At 67.6% G+C, this 15,189-nt stretch carries 15 protein-coding genes; 5 read left to right on the top strand and 10 right to left on the bottom strand.

Going from position 1 to position 15,189, the window contains the following annotated elements; all coding sequences use genetic code 11:
* The gene (locus EV643_RS34165) at positions 1-1,695 is read left to right on the top strand and encodes a sensor histidine kinase (RefSeq protein WP_133804321.1); all 1,695 of its coding nucleotides are present in this window, start codon (positions 1-3) and stop codon (positions 1,693-1,695) included.
* Positions 1,683-2,327 (top strand): response regulator transcription factor, encoded by a 645-nt coding sequence (locus EV643_RS34160; protein ID WP_133804320.1) that lies wholly within the window; start codon positions 1,683-1,685, stop codon positions 2,325-2,327. The genes EV643_RS34165 and EV643_RS34160 overlap by 13 nt, the downstream gene beginning before the upstream one ends.
* Here the strand turns inward: EV643_RS34160 and EV643_RS34155 are convergent.
* From EV643_RS34155 to EV643_RS44400, 10 genes are all read right to left on the bottom strand, one after another.
* The gene (locus EV643_RS34155) at positions 2,313-2,702 is read right to left on the bottom strand and encodes an SRPBCC family protein (protein ID WP_133804319.1); all 390 of its coding nucleotides are present in this window, start codon (positions 2,700-2,702) and stop codon (positions 2,313-2,315) included. The two genes, EV643_RS34160 and EV643_RS34155, sit on opposite strands and share 15 nt — an antisense overlap.
* A gap of 3 nt (positions 2,703-2,705) precedes the next feature.
* On the bottom strand, positions 2,706-3,170 hold the full coding sequence (locus EV643_RS34150; RefSeq protein WP_133804318.1) for a MarR family winged helix-turn-helix transcriptional regulator: 465 nt from the start codon (positions 3,168-3,170) through the stop codon (positions 2,706-2,708).
* Complete coding sequence (locus tag EV643_RS34145) at positions 3,167-4,018, bottom strand: N-acyl homoserine lactonase family protein (RefSeq protein ID WP_133804317.1); 852 nt, start codon at positions 4,016-4,018, stop codon at positions 3,167-3,169. Before EV643_RS34145 ends, EV643_RS34150 begins: the two co-directional genes overlap by 4 nt.
* A 67-nt stretch (positions 4,019-4,085) precedes the next feature.
* The gene (locus EV643_RS34140) at positions 4,086-5,027 is read right to left on the bottom strand and encodes a sigma-70 family RNA polymerase sigma factor (RefSeq protein ID WP_133804316.1); all 942 of its coding nucleotides are present in this window, start codon (positions 5,025-5,027) and stop codon (positions 4,086-4,088) included.
* 105 nt (positions 5,028-5,132) lie between these two features.
* The gene (locus EV643_RS34135) at positions 5,133-6,014 is read right to left on the bottom strand and encodes an NAD(P)-dependent oxidoreductase (protein WP_133804315.1); all 882 of its coding nucleotides are present in this window, start codon (positions 6,012-6,014) and stop codon (positions 5,133-5,135) included.
* A gap of 1 nt (position 6,015) precedes the next feature.
* Positions 6,016-6,855 carry a class II fructose-bisphosphate aldolase gene (locus EV643_RS34130; RefSeq protein ID WP_133804314.1) on the bottom strand — a complete coding sequence of 280 codons (840 nt, stop codon included), beginning with the start codon at positions 6,853-6,855 and terminating at the stop codon, positions 6,016-6,018.
* Positions 6,855-8,288, bottom strand: coding sequence for a four-carbon acid sugar kinase family protein (locus EV643_RS34125; protein ID WP_133804313.1), 1,434 nt, complete (start codon positions 8,286-8,288; stop codon positions 6,855-6,857). The genes EV643_RS34130 and EV643_RS34125 overlap by 1 nt, the downstream gene beginning before the upstream one ends.
* Positions 8,285-9,733 (bottom strand): MFS transporter, encoded by a 1,449-nt coding sequence (locus EV643_RS34120; protein WP_133804312.1) that lies wholly within the window; start codon positions 9,731-9,733, stop codon positions 8,285-8,287. Before EV643_RS34120 ends, EV643_RS34125 begins: the two co-directional genes overlap by 4 nt.
* A gap of 238 nt (positions 9,734-9,971) precedes the next feature.
* Positions 9,972-10,700 carry a GntR family transcriptional regulator gene (locus EV643_RS34115; protein WP_133804311.1) on the bottom strand — a complete coding sequence of 243 codons (729 nt, stop codon included), beginning with the start codon at positions 10,698-10,700 and terminating at the stop codon, positions 9,972-9,974.
* Positions 10,701-10,705: 5 nt separating this feature from the next.
* Positions 10,706-10,870: a hypothetical protein gene (locus tag EV643_RS44400; protein ID WP_166665679.1), complete on the bottom strand. Its 165-nt coding sequence runs from the start codon at positions 10,868-10,870 to the stop codon at positions 10,706-10,708.
* 250 nt (positions 10,871-11,120) lie between these two features.
* Here EV643_RS44400 and EV643_RS34110 point away from each other — a divergent pair, with 250 nt between their 5' ends.
* The 3 genes from EV643_RS34110 to rfbA all read left to right on the top strand — a co-directional run bounded on the left by EV643_RS34110 (position 11,121) and on the right by rfbA (position 15,189).
* Positions 11,121-12,572: a PepSY-associated TM helix domain-containing protein gene (locus tag EV643_RS34110; protein ID WP_133804310.1), complete on the top strand. Its 1,452-nt coding sequence runs from the start codon at positions 11,121-11,123 to the stop codon at positions 12,570-12,572.
* Positions 12,573-12,635: 63 nt separating this feature from the next.
* A complete protein-coding gene (locus tag EV643_RS34105; RefSeq protein ID WP_166665678.1) occupies positions 12,636-14,261 on the top strand; it encodes a long-chain fatty acid--CoA ligase in 1,626 nt (541 codons plus the stop codon).
* 49 nt (positions 14,262-14,310) lie between these two features.
* Positions 14,311-15,189: a glucose-1-phosphate thymidylyltransferase RfbA gene (rfbA, locus tag EV643_RS34100; protein WP_133804309.1), complete on the top strand. Its 879-nt coding sequence runs from the start codon at positions 14,311-14,313 to the stop codon at positions 15,187-15,189.

The following is a 15,189-nucleotide window of genomic DNA, read 5'->3' as shown; positions in this document are numbered from 1 at the left end:
ATGTCCTGGCCGGCGGCGGACTTCGTCGATGCCCTGAGCGTGGTCGGCTGGCCGTGGCAGCTCACCGGCTTTCTGGCGCTGCTACTGCTCTTCCCAGACGGGTTGCTCGCCGGTCGCCGCTGGGTGGTCATCGCAGTCGGAGTTCCGGTGTCGGCCCTCAGCGTCGGCGTGGCGATGACCGTCACGATGGACTACGGCGAGCCCCGCTACTTCACGGCGCCCTTGCTCGTGCCGGAGCCGATCGCGATGCCGCTGATGATCGGTGCGCTGACGTTCCTGCTGGCCGTGGTAGTTGCCTGCAGCATCAGCGTCGTGCTGCGTTACCGGCGCGGGGACGAGCGGACGAAGCAACAGCTGCGCTGGCTGATTCTGGCGACCGGTGCCGTGGTGGCCTTGATGGTGGCCAGCTGGATCGTCAACTCCTTTGGATTGATCGGCGAGGCGGCCTATTCGGCTTTCCTGCTGGGGATTCTGGTCCTCGTTCCGGCTGCCGTCGCCATCGCCGTACTGCGGTACGACCTGTTCGAGATCGACCGGATCCTGAGCGACTCGGTGGCCTGGGTGCTGACGACGCTGATCGCTGCCGCGCTGCTGGCGGCTGGTGTCGTTCTCACCGGCTACTTGGCCGGACGGGACTCCGTGATCGGGCTGACCGGCTCGGTGTTCCTGGTGGCAATCCTGGTGCTGCCCTTGTATCGAAGGATTCATGGTGCGGTCGGAAGGCTGCTCGACCGTTACCGGACCGTTCTGGTCGCGCAGATCGAGCGCTTCGTCGAGCAGGTGCGTGACGGATCAGCCGAGCCCGAGGAGGTCGAGCAGGTGCTGAGGTCCGCGGTCCGGGATCCCGAGCTGACATTGCTGTTGACCGATCCGGCCGGGACCGGGCTGGTGGATCTGACGGGCACCGGGCAGGTGGCGGGAAACGACCGGGTCGGGGTGCCGCTACGGACCGCCAGTGCGGACATCGGCGTCATCCTGGTTCGTCCCGGCTCGATGCGCCGCCTGCGCCGGGCCAAGCTGGCCGCGTCGACCGCGCGGTTGCCGATCGAGGTCAGCCGGCTCCGGATCGGACTGCGGCGGGCGCTGACCGAGGTGGACGAGAGCCGTCGACGCCTGGTCTCGGCCACGATCGACGAACGCCGCCGACTGGAACGGGACCTGCACGACGGCGCCCAGCAGCAACTTGTTGCCATCGGCATGCAGCTGCGGGCGGCGCAGTACCGGCTCCGACCCGATGACCCAGTCTCCGACGATCTCGAACTGGCCGTCGAACGACTGGAGGCAACGGTCGGCGAGCTCCGCCGGCTGGCCCACGGCGTACGACCCGCCAGCCTGGACGACGGGCTTCCCGCCGCCCTGGCCCGGCTGGGTGCCGAGTGCCCGTTGCCGGTCGACTTCGTCGTCGAGGAGACGGCAAGCTCCGAAGTCGTCACGGTGACCGCGTACTTCGTCGTCGCGGAGGCGATGGCGAACGTCCTCAAGCATGCTCGCGCATCCCGGATCGGCATCACCGTCGAACGTCAGGGCGACCGTCTGCACGTCGCGGTGATCGACGACGGGATCGGCGGCGTCCCGGTCGGTGCGGGTCTGACCGCGTTGAGGGATCGCGTCGGTTCCGTCGGTGGCCGCCTGAGTGTGACCTGTGGGCCAACGGGCGGTACGACGGTTGAGGCGGTGCTGCCGTGCGCGTCCTGATCGCGGAGGACTCGGCGCTGTTCCGGGAAGGTCTCGTCGGGCTGCTGACCGCCGCGGGGCATGAGATCGTAGCGTCCCTGACAAGCGCGGACGGCCTGATCGACGCGGTCATTGAGCACGAGCCCTCGGTCGCGGTGATCGATGTGCGGATGCCGCCGACGATGACCGACGACGGAGCGGACGCGGCCCGCGAGATCCGGCAGCGTCGACCGGAGCAGCCGATCGTGTTGCTGTCGCAGCATCTCGAGACCCGGCACTCCGTGCAGTTGGTGTCGACCGGGGCGTTCGGATATCTGCTCAAGGATCGGGTGCTCCGGGTCGAGGACTTCCTCGACGCGCTCGAACGGGTCGCAGCCGGTGGATCGGCGCTCGACCCGGCCGTCGTCTCGGCACTGCTCGCTCCCCGGCGATCGGAGCTGGAACCCTTGTCACCAAGGGAGCTGGAGGTACTCGGTCTGGTCGCCGAGGGCCACTCGAACGCCGCGATCGCCGGCAAGCTCTTCGTCGCCGACCGCACGGTCGAGAGTCACCTGCGCTCGATCTTCCAGAAGCTGGCGCTCGACGAATCGGCGGCCACGCATCGCCGGGTGCATGCGGTGCTCACCTATTTGCGGGCCTCAGGCAACGCCTAGGACCCGATCCCGCAGCCGCTCCAGGCGTACTGCGGCGATACCGCGGTAGGCAGAGCGCAGTACTGCGGCCAACGGGCCGCCGTGTTCGAACGAGTGGGTGACCATGCTGCCTTCAGGGCCGTCTTCGAGCAACCACTCACCGCGCTCGCGGAAGCCCGGAACCTGCCAGCTCATCTCGATCCGGCCCGGGGTGATCGCGGTGTACTCCAGCCAGCCGCTCAGCCCGGGGCGAACCCGCAGCGTGTACCGCACGCCGACCGCAGGGGTGGCAGGACCGTCGATGCTGAGGAAAGCCTCGTTCCACAACGGCAGAGCGAGCGGGTCGAGCAGTACGTCGGCAGGTGATCCGTTGATGGCGAGACTCGCCTTTTCCATGGTTCAACCCTCCTGGGCAGCAAGCCGCCGAGCCAGAGCCTGTCCCGCGGGAAAGGCGCTTGCGACAGCGCGCAGTGTGGTGATGGTCTCGTCGACCGGTTGTCCGGCGACCAGCTGATCAATGGCGTCGTGCAGCGCGTCCTCGGCTGCGACGATGCGTTTGCTGAGCGCTTTGCCCTCAGCGGTCAGGCTCAGGGCCAGGTAGCGGCGGTCGTCCGGATCGGTGTCTCGTTGGACCAGTCCTTGTGTGACCAGGCGATCCACCAGTCGGCTGGGGCTGTTACCGGTCTCGCAGACGAGCATCCCGCCGAGCGCGCTCAGCGTGAGCGGTCCGTGATCGCGCAGCACCCTCAGCACCTCAGCCTGTGAAGGCGTCAATCCCAACGGACGAAGCTCTGCCGCCAGCAGCCGGTTGCCCTCCCGCTGAATCGCCAGGATCAAGTACCGCAGCTCCTCCGCGACGTTCATGCCACACCTCGTACTGCGATGCGCCCGGCCGCGGCGGGATCGTGGGCGGCGAGGACCACCAGATCCGGGAACAACTCCCGCAACTGGTTGACCTTGGCAACCGACCGGCGGAGCTCCGGCTTCTTGCCGATCCCGGGGACCTCGCCGGCCGCGAGCAGGTTCGCGTCGTACGTGAGGTCGCCGACCATCAACAGCGGCGCCTCGTCCGGTCGCCGTACCAGCATCGACAGCGATCCGGGCGTGTGTCCTGGAGTCGGCAGCACGAGCAGGCTCCCGTCCCCGAAGAGATCGTGTCCATCGGTAAAGGGCCCGACCGACCCGGAGCCGAGCGACTCGAAGTGAATCCGCTCCCACTGCAGGTCATGGCGCTCGATGTGCTGCCGCAGATAGCCCCGGGCGGCGGCCAATGGCCGGCGCATCGACTTCCACTCCTCGTCGGCGATCACGATGCGCGCCTTGCTCAGCTCGGGCAGACCGCCTATGTGGTCCTGGTGCAGATGCGAGAGCACAGCCGTGTGGACGTCGCGGACGTCGTACCCGTTGGCGGCCAGCAGGCGCGGCAAGGTCTGCTCCGGCCCGATCTCGAAGGCCGCCAGCCGGTCGTAGATCACGCCGTTCAGTCCGCCCGGAAAGTAGTCGGGCTCGGTGACCGATGCACGGTCCTGGCCGGTGTCGAACAGCACCAGGCCATCCCGGTGCTCGACGATGTAGGTATTGATCGGGCGCGGCGGGGTCCAGCTCTTCGAGGTCGCGAGCCAGACGTACATGTTCTTGTCCGTCGGTCCGACATGTTCAGGCCGGATCCGGACGTTCCCGGTGCTGACTGCGCTGACGCTGCTGATCTCCATGGCAGATACATTACACGACATATATGTCGTGTCAACTGTTTGTCGTGCAGCTGTTCCGGCGGCGGGGTCAGGCGGCGAGGGACGGGTCGGCGAGCTGTTTCAGCCGGCGCAGGGCGGCCTTCTCCAGTTGGCGCACCCGCTCGGCGGAGATGCCGTGGACCGCGCCGACCTCGGCCAGCTTGGCCGGTTGGCCGTCGTGCAGGCCGTAGCGGCGCCGGACCACGTCTGCCGACCGCGGGTCGAGTTGATCGAGCAAGCCGAACAGGTCCGAGCGATCCGACGCCTCGTCGACGAGCTGGTCCGGACCGCGAAGTGTCTCGGCGGCGATCAGGTCGCCGAGACAGCCGTCACCTTCGTCGTCGATCGGGCTGTCCAGGCTGAGGTGCTCGCGGCTGAGGTGGAGCAGCTCTGTGACTCGCTCGGGGTCCAGGCCGAGGTCCGCGGCGATCTCGTCGACCTCCGGCTCGCGGCCGAGCGTGGCCGCCAGTGTGCGCCGGGCGGTTTCGATCTGGTTCAGCTGCTCCACCAGGTGCACGGGTATCCGGACCATCCTGGACTGCAGTGCGATGCCACGGCTGATGGCCTGCCGTATCCACCAGGTCGCGTAGGTCGAGAACTTGAATCCCTTCCGGTAGTCGAACTTCTCCAGCGCGCGGATCAGACCCGCGTTGCCCTCCTGGATCAGGTCCAGTAGCGGCAGCTGGGACCGTGTGTAGCGGCGAGCGATCGAGACCACCAACCGCAGGTTCGCGGTCACGAACTGCTGCTGTGTGCGTCGGCCATCGTCTGCGAGCCACTCGAGTTCTTCCTCGGTGGCACAACCGGGGGCATTGCCCGTACTGCGTCCACCCCGTCTTTCGGCCAGCAGTTGCTCCGCGAGCAGGCCGGTCTCGACCGTCTGAGCGAGCTCGACTTCTTCTTGCGCGGTCAGGAGGGGGGTCCGGGCGATCTCGTCGAGGTACTGGGCGACGCTGTCTCGGCCGTTGTCGGGCCGCCGGGCCTGAACCATATGAGCCGCCTCTCGGTTGGAGCCCTCCCGATCACTATCACCACCTGCAGCTGGCTCGGGGACCGGGGAAATACCTAGATCGCTACGTATCCGCCGTATGGTCGCTCACGGATGGCGGAGAACCTCGAAGACGATCGAGTCGTCCTTGCGGCCCAGGCCCTTGCGGCGGCCGGTGAGGTAGAGCTGTTCGGCCGCGGAGGCGAGCGGGGTCGGCTGTTCGACCGACTTCGCGGCAGCCGTGACGATGCCCATGTCCTTGACGAAGATGTCCAAAGCGCTGCGGACGTCGTCGAAGGCGCCGGTGACCATCCGCTCGCCACGATCGCCGAACATGAACGAGCTCGCCGCCCCGGACTTCAGCACCTGCCAGGTCGACTCGACGTCCAGTCCCATCGAGTCGGCCAGTGCCAGTGCTTCGCCGGCGGCCGCGATGTGCACACCACAGAGCAACTGATTGACGACCTTCACCTTCTGCCCGTCGCCGGGTCGTGGTCCGACCACCGGCGCAGTCGATGCCATCGCGTCGATGATCGGCTGGGTCACCGCGAGAGCTTCGGCCGAGCCGGACACCATCACCAGTAGGTCGCCCTTGGCTGCCCGGGCGACCCCGCCGGACACGGGCGCGTCAACCAGGCCCACCCCGATGTCACCCAGCCGACGAGCCCAGCCCTCGATCGGACCCGGACCGACCGTCGCCATCACGACGACGATCGCGCCGGCTTGCAATTGCGCAGCCGCGCCGTCCGAGCGGAACAGGACCGACTCGACCTGGTCCGGCGTCGCGACCATGAGTACGACGACCTTCGCGCCGGTGACCGCTTCCTGCACGGACCCGGCTGCGCTCAGACCGCCACCGGCCAGCGACCGCGCCCGCTCGACCGACACGTCGTACGCCGAGACCGGGAACCCGGCCTGGGCGACGCACTGGGCCATCGGTCCGCCCATGGCGCCAAGGCCGATCCACCCGACCGTCGTGGTTGTCACCATGTCAGTTCTCCTTGCCGGACAGGACGCCGATCTTCTCGGCGGCAGTAATGGTCATCGCCGCGACGGCGGCTCGCTGGATGCGGAGCAGGTCATCGCCTTGTTCAGCGAGGGCGTGCTCCATCGCTTCCCGATGGGCCTTGCGCAGTTCGGCGTTGACGTTGACCTTGGCGATGCCGGTCCTGACTGCGGCGGCCAGGTTCGCGTCGGGAAGACCAGACGCGCCGTGCAGGACCAGGGGTATTTCAGTGCAGGCTGCGATCGCGGCCAGCCGCGGGAGGTCGACGTACATCGGAGTCGCGCTGAAACCATGGACCGTACCGACGGCGACCGCGAGCGCGTCGACTCCGGTCCTGGCGGCGAAGTCGGCGGCCTGGGCGGGATCCGTCAGCTCCACCGCGCTCGCATCGGTCGACGCGTCTTCGTCACCGGGCAGAGCACCGAGTTCCCCCTCGACCCAGACACCCTCGGCATGCGCCAGGGCCACCACGGCCTTGGTTCGCTCGAGGTTCTCGGCGTACGGCAGGGCGGAACCGTCGAACATGACCGAGGTGTAGCCGAGCCGGATCGCGCGGGCGATCTCGGTTTCGTCGGTGCAGTGGTCGAGGTGGACGCCGATGGGTACTGACGCGCGTTCGGCCGCAGCCAGGGCGGCGGCCGCGAGCTCCGGGGCGCCGGTGACCCGGTACGAGCTCGACCCGGAACTCATCAGCACCGGTCGTGCGGTGGCTTCGGCGGCGTCGACGACAGCGCGGATCGATTCGAGGGTATAGACGGTGAAGGCGGCGACGGCGGTACCGGCAGCCTGCTCGTACTTGAGAAGATCGGTGCCGCGGGCAAGCATCAACGCACTCCTTGAGTTGCGGCGACGAGTCGGTCGCGGACGTCGGCGAGGGCTTCGATGCCGCCGACGTTGCCGGGGAAGACGACGTACGGGCAGCCGAGGACGTCCGGTGGCGCCTCGACGGGGGTGAACAGGGAGATCTGGCCGGGGAGGAACTGACCGGCGACCTTCGCCCGGCGGATGCCCAGGCCGTGCACCGCGACATCGTGGGAGGTGATGCCGCCCTTGGCGATGACCCACGCCGGGCGGGCCTTCCGGGCCTTCTGGACCAGGGTCACGAGCGCGGTCGAGACCGAGCGGGAGATGGTCAGGCTCGCGGCCGGATCGTCGTCCACGGCGATGAGATCGCGGCTGGTGTAGACGAGGACGTCCGACTCCTTCAATGCGGCGATCACCCGCTCGGTGGCGGCATCGACAACCGCTTTGGACGTCGCCGGGTCGAGCAAGGCCGGAACGTCGAGCTCGACCTCGACCAGGCCGCCGCGATCCCTTGCAGCCTTGACCTGCTGGGTGGTCAGCCCGACGTGACTCCCCACCACGATGAGACCGTGATTCGCTCGCGACCGGTCGATGGCGATGTCGCCGGGACCGAGCGGATCTCTGGCCTCGATACCGGCCAGGGCACGAACCAAGGACGGCCCGGATCGGGCCAGGAAGGTCTTGCCCGCATCTTGAGCGAGCTGCAGACCGAGTACGACGACCTCGAGGTCCGCGTACTCCGTGACGTTGACGACCACCCACCCCAGATCGGACACCCCGGCCAGGATCTCGGCGACCCGTTCGGGACCGCCGAGCCGGATGTCCTCCAGCGACAGGCTATGGACGTCAGCCGCGTCGACTGCTCCGCCGGACCGCTCCTCGAGGAACTCCCGCAGGTTCGACGAGGTGTAGCCGAAGGACTTGTCTTTGGCGAACTCGGTCTCGCCAACGGGAGTCGGAACGCCGTCGACCAGGGCGAAGTGGACATCGCTGACGGTGAACCGTCCGGCCTCCAGCATCGCCGGGCAGAACAGCACGCCGTCCACCGGCCGCCCGGTGACCGCGAGGTGTTCGGCGGCGATCGTCTCGATCTCGGCGAAGACGTGCCCGCGCAGCGTGCTGTCGCTGCGGGACACGATCTCGACGGTCGACCCGGTCTCGGCTGCGAGCGTGTACAGATCGCGTGCCGCGGCTGCGTTCAACGAGACCGCCTGACCCTCGTCGATCGCCCGGGTGTTGGTCAGGATGAAGCAGGTGTCTCCCGCGTCGGCCAGGCCACCGGCGTACTCGGCCTTCTCCAGCACGGTCACAACGGACACCCCGTGTACCGCCTGGGAGCCGGTCGGGTCGTCGTCCAAGGCGGCCAGCCGCCGGCCCGTACGCCGGTTGTGCTCGCGGATCCTGGCCGCCGCCCCGGGAATCTCGAGTACGGCAGGCAGAGTGATGAGGGTCATGTCAGCACCGATCCGGCGCCGGCGGGGACCTTGTCGTCGACCTTCAGCTTGCGGCCGACCGGCTCGATCTTGCCCCGGTAGCCGACGAAGGTGATGCAGGCGAACAGGATCATGCCGAGTACGCCGACCCCGGCGATGGTGTACGTCGCCATGTCCTGGGCGTGCGAGTTGATCGCGAGTTGGGCGCCGTCCAGGGTTCCCGTCTTCGGAGGCGCGACGTACCCGTAGACGGACAGGACGGTGGCCCGGATGTTCGGAGCGAAGAAGCCGCCGAGGTTGCCGAGGGAGTTGATCAGGCCGATCCCGGTCGCGGCAGCGGCGCCGGTGAGGATCGAGGCCGGGAACGTCCACATGATCGGCTGGACGGAGACGAGCGATCCGGCGACCAGGCAGAGGAATCCGATCGCGACGACCGGGTTGTCCTTGAAGAGCACCGAGCCGGACAGGCCGATCACGGCCAGGGAGTAGGCGAACACCGCCATCCAGCGTCGCTGACCAGTCTTGTCGGAGAGCAGCGTGGTGTAGCGGGTGATCACCAGCGCGACCACCCAGGGGATGGCGGTGATGAGGCCGACGAGGAGGCCGACCTTCTGACCTGTCAGCGCCTGGACCTGGCTGGGCAGATAGAAGGTGAAGCCGTACATGCAGATCTGGATGGTGAAGGAACAGGCCGCGATATACACCAGCTTCGGATTGGTCAGCGGCTTGTACCAGGGTTCGTGGTGACCGCCGCCGGCCGCCGCCCGCTCGTCGTTGTCGAGAGCGATCGCGGCGTTGAGGACCTTCTTCTCGCCGGCGGTGAGCCACTTGGCGTCGTCCGGCTTGGAGTCCAGGTAGAAGTACACCCAGAACCCGAAGAGCACCGTGATGAGTCCTTCGAGTCCGAACATCCACTGCCAGCCGGCGAAACCGAGAGTGCCGTGCAGGTCGAGGAAGGCGCCCGAGACCGGTCCGCCGAAGACGTAGGCCAGCGGGATCCCCATCATGAACAGCCCGGTGAACCGGGATCGGTACTCGGCCACCGCCCAGTAGGTGATGTAGAGGATGACACCAGGGAACAGACCGGCCTCGGCCAGACCGAGCAGGACGCGGACCCCGTAGAAGATCCACTCGTTGGTCGCGAACACCATCAGCGCCGAGATGACGCCCCAGGTGACCATGATCCGGGCCAGCCAGAACTTGGCGCCGACCTTGTGCAGCATCAGGTTCGACGGCACCTCGAAGACGGCGTACGCGATGAAGAAGATGCCGGCCCCGAGCGCGTACGACGCCTCGGTGAGGCCGGTGTCGGCCATGAACTCGGTCTTGGCGAAGCCGATGTTCACCCGGTCCAGGAAGGCCAGCGTGTACATCACGAGCAGGACCGGGACGAGGCGCTTCTGCACCTTGCCCATGATCGATCCCAGGGTCGCCTCGGCTGCGACGCCGGTCGGTGGTCTGGTCATGGCAAGTCCTCGATTCGACAAAGGTGTCGGGCTGGTTACGGGACCCTTGCGCGGAAGGTCGGTTCACCGGTTGGTCGCGAAATCTATATGAAATAGATTTTGCGAACCAGAGGGAGAAATGTGTGACCTGCGTCACAGGCGAGTCGAGGCATGGCAGGACGACGGACGGCGGCGGTGGCCACTCGGTGGTTATCCGGAGCTCATCCGAAGGTCGTCCGGTGGGGGGAAGTGGAGACGGTCAGCGACCCGGCGGCTGAGCGGACAGGTCCTTCATCGAGCGGTGCCGGATCTGCTCCATGTGGACCCGCATCGCCTCGATGGCCGCGCGCAGGTCGCCCTTCTCGAACTCGGCCAGGATCGCCGCGTGCTCGCGGACGGCGTGCTGGGTGTCGTTGACCCCGACGACGACACCCTGGCGCCGGCGGTGCAGGTGGCCGCCGAGTCCCTCGGCCATCTGGAGCACGTAGCGGTTGCCCGGATGGCGAAGGATCGCCAGGTGGAACGACCAGTCGGCGTCGAAGTACTCGCGCAGTACGACCAGGGTGGCGGGGTCGTCCGGGGCCAGCTCCGCGAAGCGCTGGGCTGCCGCCTCGTGCCGCTGTTGCGCGGTCACCAGCTTTGGCACGAGGGTGTCGAGCTCGCCCGAGATCAGCTCCATCGCGCCGAGTTCCAGCATCTCCCGGGCGTCGATCAGCTCGGACATCTGCGCGGCGGCGAGCAGCGGCGCCACCCGGTAGCCCTTCTGGGCGACGCGGGTCACCAGGCCGGTCGCCTCGATCTTGGCGAGCGCCTCCCGGACCGGCGTGGGGGACACGTCGAGCAGGTTCGCCAAGTGCTCGATCCGCAGCGCCTGCCCGGGTTCGACCCGGCCGCTGATCAGCAGGTCGATGACCGCGTCGTACACGCGGTCGCGGAGGACGAGCCGATCGTTCTCGTTGAGCGGTGTCACCGGCAGGGATTCGGACATCTCGCTCACTGCTCCGGCGGGCGGCGATCCCTTGCCCGCAGCACCATCTGGTACACGCCGAGCACGATGCCGAGGGCCACTCCGACGTAGAAGAGCGGCTTGGTGACTTGCGTCTGGAAGTCCGCGGCCAGGCCGATGTAGGCCAGCACGATCCAGAGCGCCAGGACCATGCCGGCGACGCGAACAGTCGACTGCTTGATGGCCGACCCCCTTCGTGACCGATAACCGGAAACTACCCTAGAGCTCACAGTTGCCGCTGACGCTATCGCCGGTACTGAGACCTCTCAATGCTGCCGGGTCCGGGAGAGCGAGCGGAAACGGAGATGCAACCATCGCGGCCTTTCGTCGCAACAGGCGACCGCCACGCTACTGGGAGTCCGCATCCGCTGACGCTCCGACATGAACCCGAAGTGGGTCGCCATGGCAACAGTTGAAGAGTCGTCTGTCACGACCGAGCCTGTCCCGACCAGCGAAGTCCCGACCAGCGAAGCGGCTGGCCGAACGTCTCGTGGCGGTCTGCGAGCGTTGCTGGTCCGCCTGCACTTCTACGCCGGCGTACTGGTGGGACCGTTCCTTCTGGTGGTGGCCGCGAGCGGATTCCTGTACGCGCTGGCGCCGACGATCGAGAACGTGATCTACCGCGACACCCTCTTCGTGGACAGCGATTCCAGTACGACGGTGCCGGTCAGCGAACAGGTCGCGGCGGCGCGGCAACAGCAACCGGACGGCACCCTGCTCGCCGTCCGGCCGGCTCCCGGCCCGGGTGACACCACGCGTGTGCTGTTCGGTGTCCCCGGGCTCGGTGAGAGTGAACGCCTTGCGGTGTTCGTGAATCCGGCCAACGCGGAGGTGACCGGAGAGATCGCTGCCTACGGCTCCAGCGGGGCGTTGCCGTTCCGGACCTGGTTGTCCCATCTGCATCGCAGTCTGCACCTCGGCGAACCGGGCCGGATCTACAGCGAGCTGGCCGCGTCGTGGTTGTGGGTGATCGCCCTGGCCGGTCTGGTGCTCTGGTTCACCGGTCGGCGGAACGGCTCTCGACGGAAGCCACAGCGGTCCGGGAGCGCGCGTCGGCGGACCTTGTCCTGGCATGGTGCGTTAGGGACCTGGGTGATCCTTGCGATGCTGTTCTTGTCGGCCACCGGGCTCACCTGGTCGCGGTTCGCCGGTGAGAACGTCGGCGAACTGAAAGCCGCGCTCGACTGGACCACGCCGACGGTGAGCACGAAGCTCGACGCGACTGGTCATGGCGGGCACGAAGGGCACACCATGCCGGCCGGTGCCGATCCCGCGGTCACCAGCTGGGATCAGTCGCTGGCCTCGGCCCGGTCCGCTCAGCTCGACGGGCCCGTGGAGATCGCCGCGCCGAAGAAGGCCGGTACCACTTTCGTCGTCCAGGAGATCGGCAAGCAGTGGCCGACCCAGGCCGATTCGGTCGCGGTCGACCCGGCGACCGGGAAGGTGCTCGACGTCCAACGGTTCGACGACTACCCGCTGGCCGCGAAGTTGTCCCGCTGGGGGATCGACGGCCATATGGGTCTGCTCTTCGGGCTGCCGAACCAGTTGCTGCTGGCAATGGTCGCCGGTGTCATCGTGGCGATGGTGATCTGGGGTTACCGGATGTGGTGGCAGCGCCGCCCGACCCGGGGACATGCTTTCCGGCTCGGCCGTCCGGCCCGACGCGGTACGTGGCGCGGCGCACCGATCCCGGCGTTGGCGGCGTTGGTGGTGGTCGCGATCGGGATCGGCATCTTCCTGCCGCTGTTCGGCGTGACCTTGCTGGCCTTCCTGGTTCTCGATCTACTGGTCGGCCTGTACCGCGGCCGTTCGTCGGAGTCGACCGCCGAGCAGGGGGACGAGTTGTTGGTATGACGAGCCGCCGGTGTGACGCGCCGACCATGGCCAACGTGACATCGGGACTGGCAGAGTGTGCCCATGAAGGGTCTGATGCAGGACTACCCGTTGTCCCTGGACGCGATCTTCCGGCGTGCTGAGCAGTTCTTCACCGACAAAACCGTGCACACCGGTGGGCCCGCGCCGACCACGACGACGTACGGCGAATGGGCGGACCGGACCAGACGGCTGGGCGGGGTGCTCGACACGCTCGGCATCACTGCCGACGGGCGGGTCGGCACCTTCGCCTGGAACTCGGGCCGGCACCTCGAGCTGTACTTCGCGGCGCCGTGCACCGGGCGAGTCCTGCACACACTCAACATCCGGCTGTTCCCCGATCAGGTCGTCTACATCGCGAACCACGCCGAGGACGAGGTCGTCTTCGTCGACCGCTCGCTACTCGGCCTGTTCCTTCCGCTGCTCGAGCGGTTGCCGCTGGTCCGGCACGTCGTCGTGATGAACGACCTGCCGGCCGGTGCACCCGCGGTCGAAGTACCGGACGACGACCGGTTCCACGACTACGAGGAGCTGCTGGCCGCCGCCGAGCCGGTCGAGTTCCACGTCGAGGACGAGAACCAGGCCGCGGCGATGTGCTACACGAGCGGTACGACGGGCAACCCCAAGGGCGTGGTCTATTCGCACCGGTCCACCTGGTTGCACTCGATCGGCGTGCTCACCAACGCGGGGATCGGCCTGCACGAGACCGACACGGTGATGCCGGTGGTGCCGATGTTCCACGCGAACGCATGGGGTCTCGCGCACGCGGCGCCGATGGCCGGGGCGAGCCTGGTCTTCCCCGGGCCGGACATGTCGCCGCAGGGCATCCTCAAACTTCTGCAGGAGCAGGAGGTCACGCTTGCCGCTGGTGTTCCGACGATCTGGCAGGGCCTGCTGCCGTTGCTCGACGGGGTTGAGTTGCCGAAGCTCCGGCGGATCCCGTGTGGCGGTTCCGCAGTACCGCAAGCCCTGTCGGAGGCGTTCCGGGCGAAGCTGGGCAAGCCGATCCTGCAGGCGTGGGGGATGACCGAGACCAGCCCGGTCGCGACGGCCGCCCATGTCCCGGCGCGGAACGAGGGTCTGCCGGAGGACGAGAAGGCGTTGCTGCGAGCGAGACAAGGGCAGCCGTTGCCGGGCGTCGAAGTACGGATCGTGGAGCCGGGGTCGACCACACCGTTGCCGTGGAACGACGAGGCGACCGGTGAGTTGCAGGTGCGGGGTCCGTGGATCGCGGCCGACTACTACCGGCCCGACGCGGGTGTGGAGCTGAACACCGAGGACGGCTGGATGAAGACGGGCGACGTGGCAGCGGTCGACCAGTACGGATCGGTGCGGCTCGTGGACCGGACGAAGGACCTGGTGAAGTCCGGTGGCGAGTGGATCAGTTCGGTGGAACTGGAGAACCTGTTGATGGCCCACCCGGCGGTGAAGGAGGCCGCCGTGATCGGCGTACCGCATCCGAAGTGGGACGAGCGGCCGCTGGCGTGCGTAGTACTGCAGGAAGGGCAGACCGCGACGGGCGAGGAGATCCTGGCCTACCTGGAACCGTTGGTGGCGAAGTGGTGGCTGCCGGATGCGGTGGAGTTCATCGACGAGGTGCCGAAGACGTCGGTGGGCAAGTTCTCGAAGAAGGACTTGCGGACTCGCTTCGCTGACTATCACCTGGAGTAACCGGTAGCCGATGTGGCATGGACCGCGAACCTGGGTAAGGTGCGGTCGCATGCGAGGGATCATCCTGGCCGGCGGCTCCGGCACGCGACTGCACCCGCTCACGATGGCAGCCAGCAAACAACTGCTGCCCGTGTACGACAAGCCGATGATCTACTACCCGCTGTCCACGTTGATGCTGGCGAACATCCGCGAGGTGCTCGTCATCACCACGCCGTCCGACGCGACCCAGTTCCAGCGGCTGCTGGGTGACGGGTCGCAGTTCGGCATGGAGATCTCATACGCCGTACAGCCGAGCCCGGACGGACTCGCGCAGGCGTTCCTGATCGGTGAGTCGTTCATCCAGGACCAACCGGTCGCGCTGGCGCTGGGCGACAACATCTTCTACGGGCCCGGACTGGGTGTTCACCTGCAGACGTTCAACTACGTCGACGGCGGGGTCGTGTTCGCCTACCGGGTGGCGGACCCGACGGCGTACGGCGTGGTCGAGTTCGACGCCGACGGGCGTGCGTTGAGCATCGAGGAGAAGCCGAAGGAGCCGAAGAGCAACTACGCGGTGCCGGGGCTGTACTTCTACTCCAGCGATGTGGTCGAGATCGCCAAGGAGATCAAGCCGTCCGCCCGGGGGGAGTTGGAGATCTCGACGGTGAACGAGGTTTACCTGGACGCCAAACGGCTGCAGGTCGAGGTGCTGCCGCGCGGGACGGCGTGGCTCGACACCGGGACGTTCGACTCGCTGATGGCGGCGGGTGAGTTCGTCCGTGCGGTGGAGGAGCGGCAGGGGCTGAAGATCGGCTGCCCGGAGGAGATCGCCTGGCGGCGCGGGTTCATCGACGACGCCGGTTTGCAGGCCCGGGCCGACGCGCTGGCCAAGTCCGGCTACGGCAACTACCTGCTCGGCCTGCTGGAAGAGGCCGGCCGCCTGGGCTGA

The organism is Kribbella caucasensis, assembly GCF_004361855.1.
GTDB lineage: Bacteria > Actinomycetota > Actinomycetes > Propionibacteriales > Kribbellaceae > Kribbella > Kribbella caucasensis.
Note: the sequence above shows the minus strand (reverse complement) of the source record. Positions and strands in the feature narration are given on the sequence as shown.

Excerpts from the sequence above, each read along its gene's own strand:
- EV643_RS34165 (WP_133804321.1), top strand. The coding sequence starts at position 1 with ATGTCCTGGCCGGCGGCGGACTTCGTCGATGCCCTGAGCGTGGTCGGC.
- EV643_RS34155 (WP_133804319.1), bottom strand. The coding sequence starts at position 2,702 with ATGGAAAAGGCGAGTCTCGCCATCAACGGATCACCTGCCGACGTACTG.
- EV643_RS34150 (WP_133804318.1), bottom strand. The coding sequence starts at position 3,170 with ATGAACGTCGCGGAGGAGCTGCGGTACTTGATCCTGGCGATTCAGCGG.
- EV643_RS34145 (WP_133804317.1), bottom strand. The coding sequence starts at position 4,018 with ATGGAGATCAGCAGCGTCAGCGCAGTCAGCACCGGGAACGTCCGGATC.
- EV643_RS34140 (WP_133804316.1), bottom strand. The coding sequence starts at position 5,027 with ATGGTTCAGGCCCGGCGGCCCGACAACGGCCGAGACAGCGTCGCCCAG.
- EV643_RS34135 (WP_133804315.1), bottom strand. The coding sequence starts at position 6,014 with ATGGTGACAACCACGACGGTCGGGTGGATCGGCCTTGGCGCCATGGGC.
- EV643_RS34130 (WP_133804314.1), bottom strand. The coding sequence starts at position 6,855 with ATGCTTGCCCGCGGCACCGATCTTCTCAAGTACGAGCAGGCTGCCGGT.
- EV643_RS34125 (WP_133804313.1), bottom strand. The coding sequence starts at position 8,288 with ATGACCCTCATCACTCTGCCTGCCGTACTCGAGATTCCCGGGGCGGCG.
- EV643_RS34120 (WP_133804312.1), bottom strand. The coding sequence starts at position 9,733 with ATGACCAGACCACCGACCGGCGTCGCAGCCGAGGCGACCCTGGGATCG.
- EV643_RS34115 (WP_133804311.1), bottom strand. The coding sequence starts at position 10,700 with ATGTCCGAATCCCTGCCGGTGACACCGCTCAACGAGAACGATCGGCTC.
- EV643_RS44400 (WP_166665679.1), bottom strand. The coding sequence starts at position 10,870 with ATGGTCCTGGCGCTCTGGATCGTGCTGGCCTACATCGGCCTGGCCGCG.
- EV643_RS34110 (WP_133804310.1), top strand. The coding sequence starts at position 11,121 with ATGGCAACAGTTGAAGAGTCGTCTGTCACGACCGAGCCTGTCCCGACC.
- EV643_RS34105 (WP_166665678.1), top strand. The coding sequence starts at position 12,636 with ATGAAGGGTCTGATGCAGGACTACCCGTTGTCCCTGGACGCGATCTTC.
- rfbA (WP_133804309.1), top strand. The coding sequence starts at position 14,311 with ATGCGAGGGATCATCCTGGCCGGCGGCTCCGGCACGCGACTGCACCCG.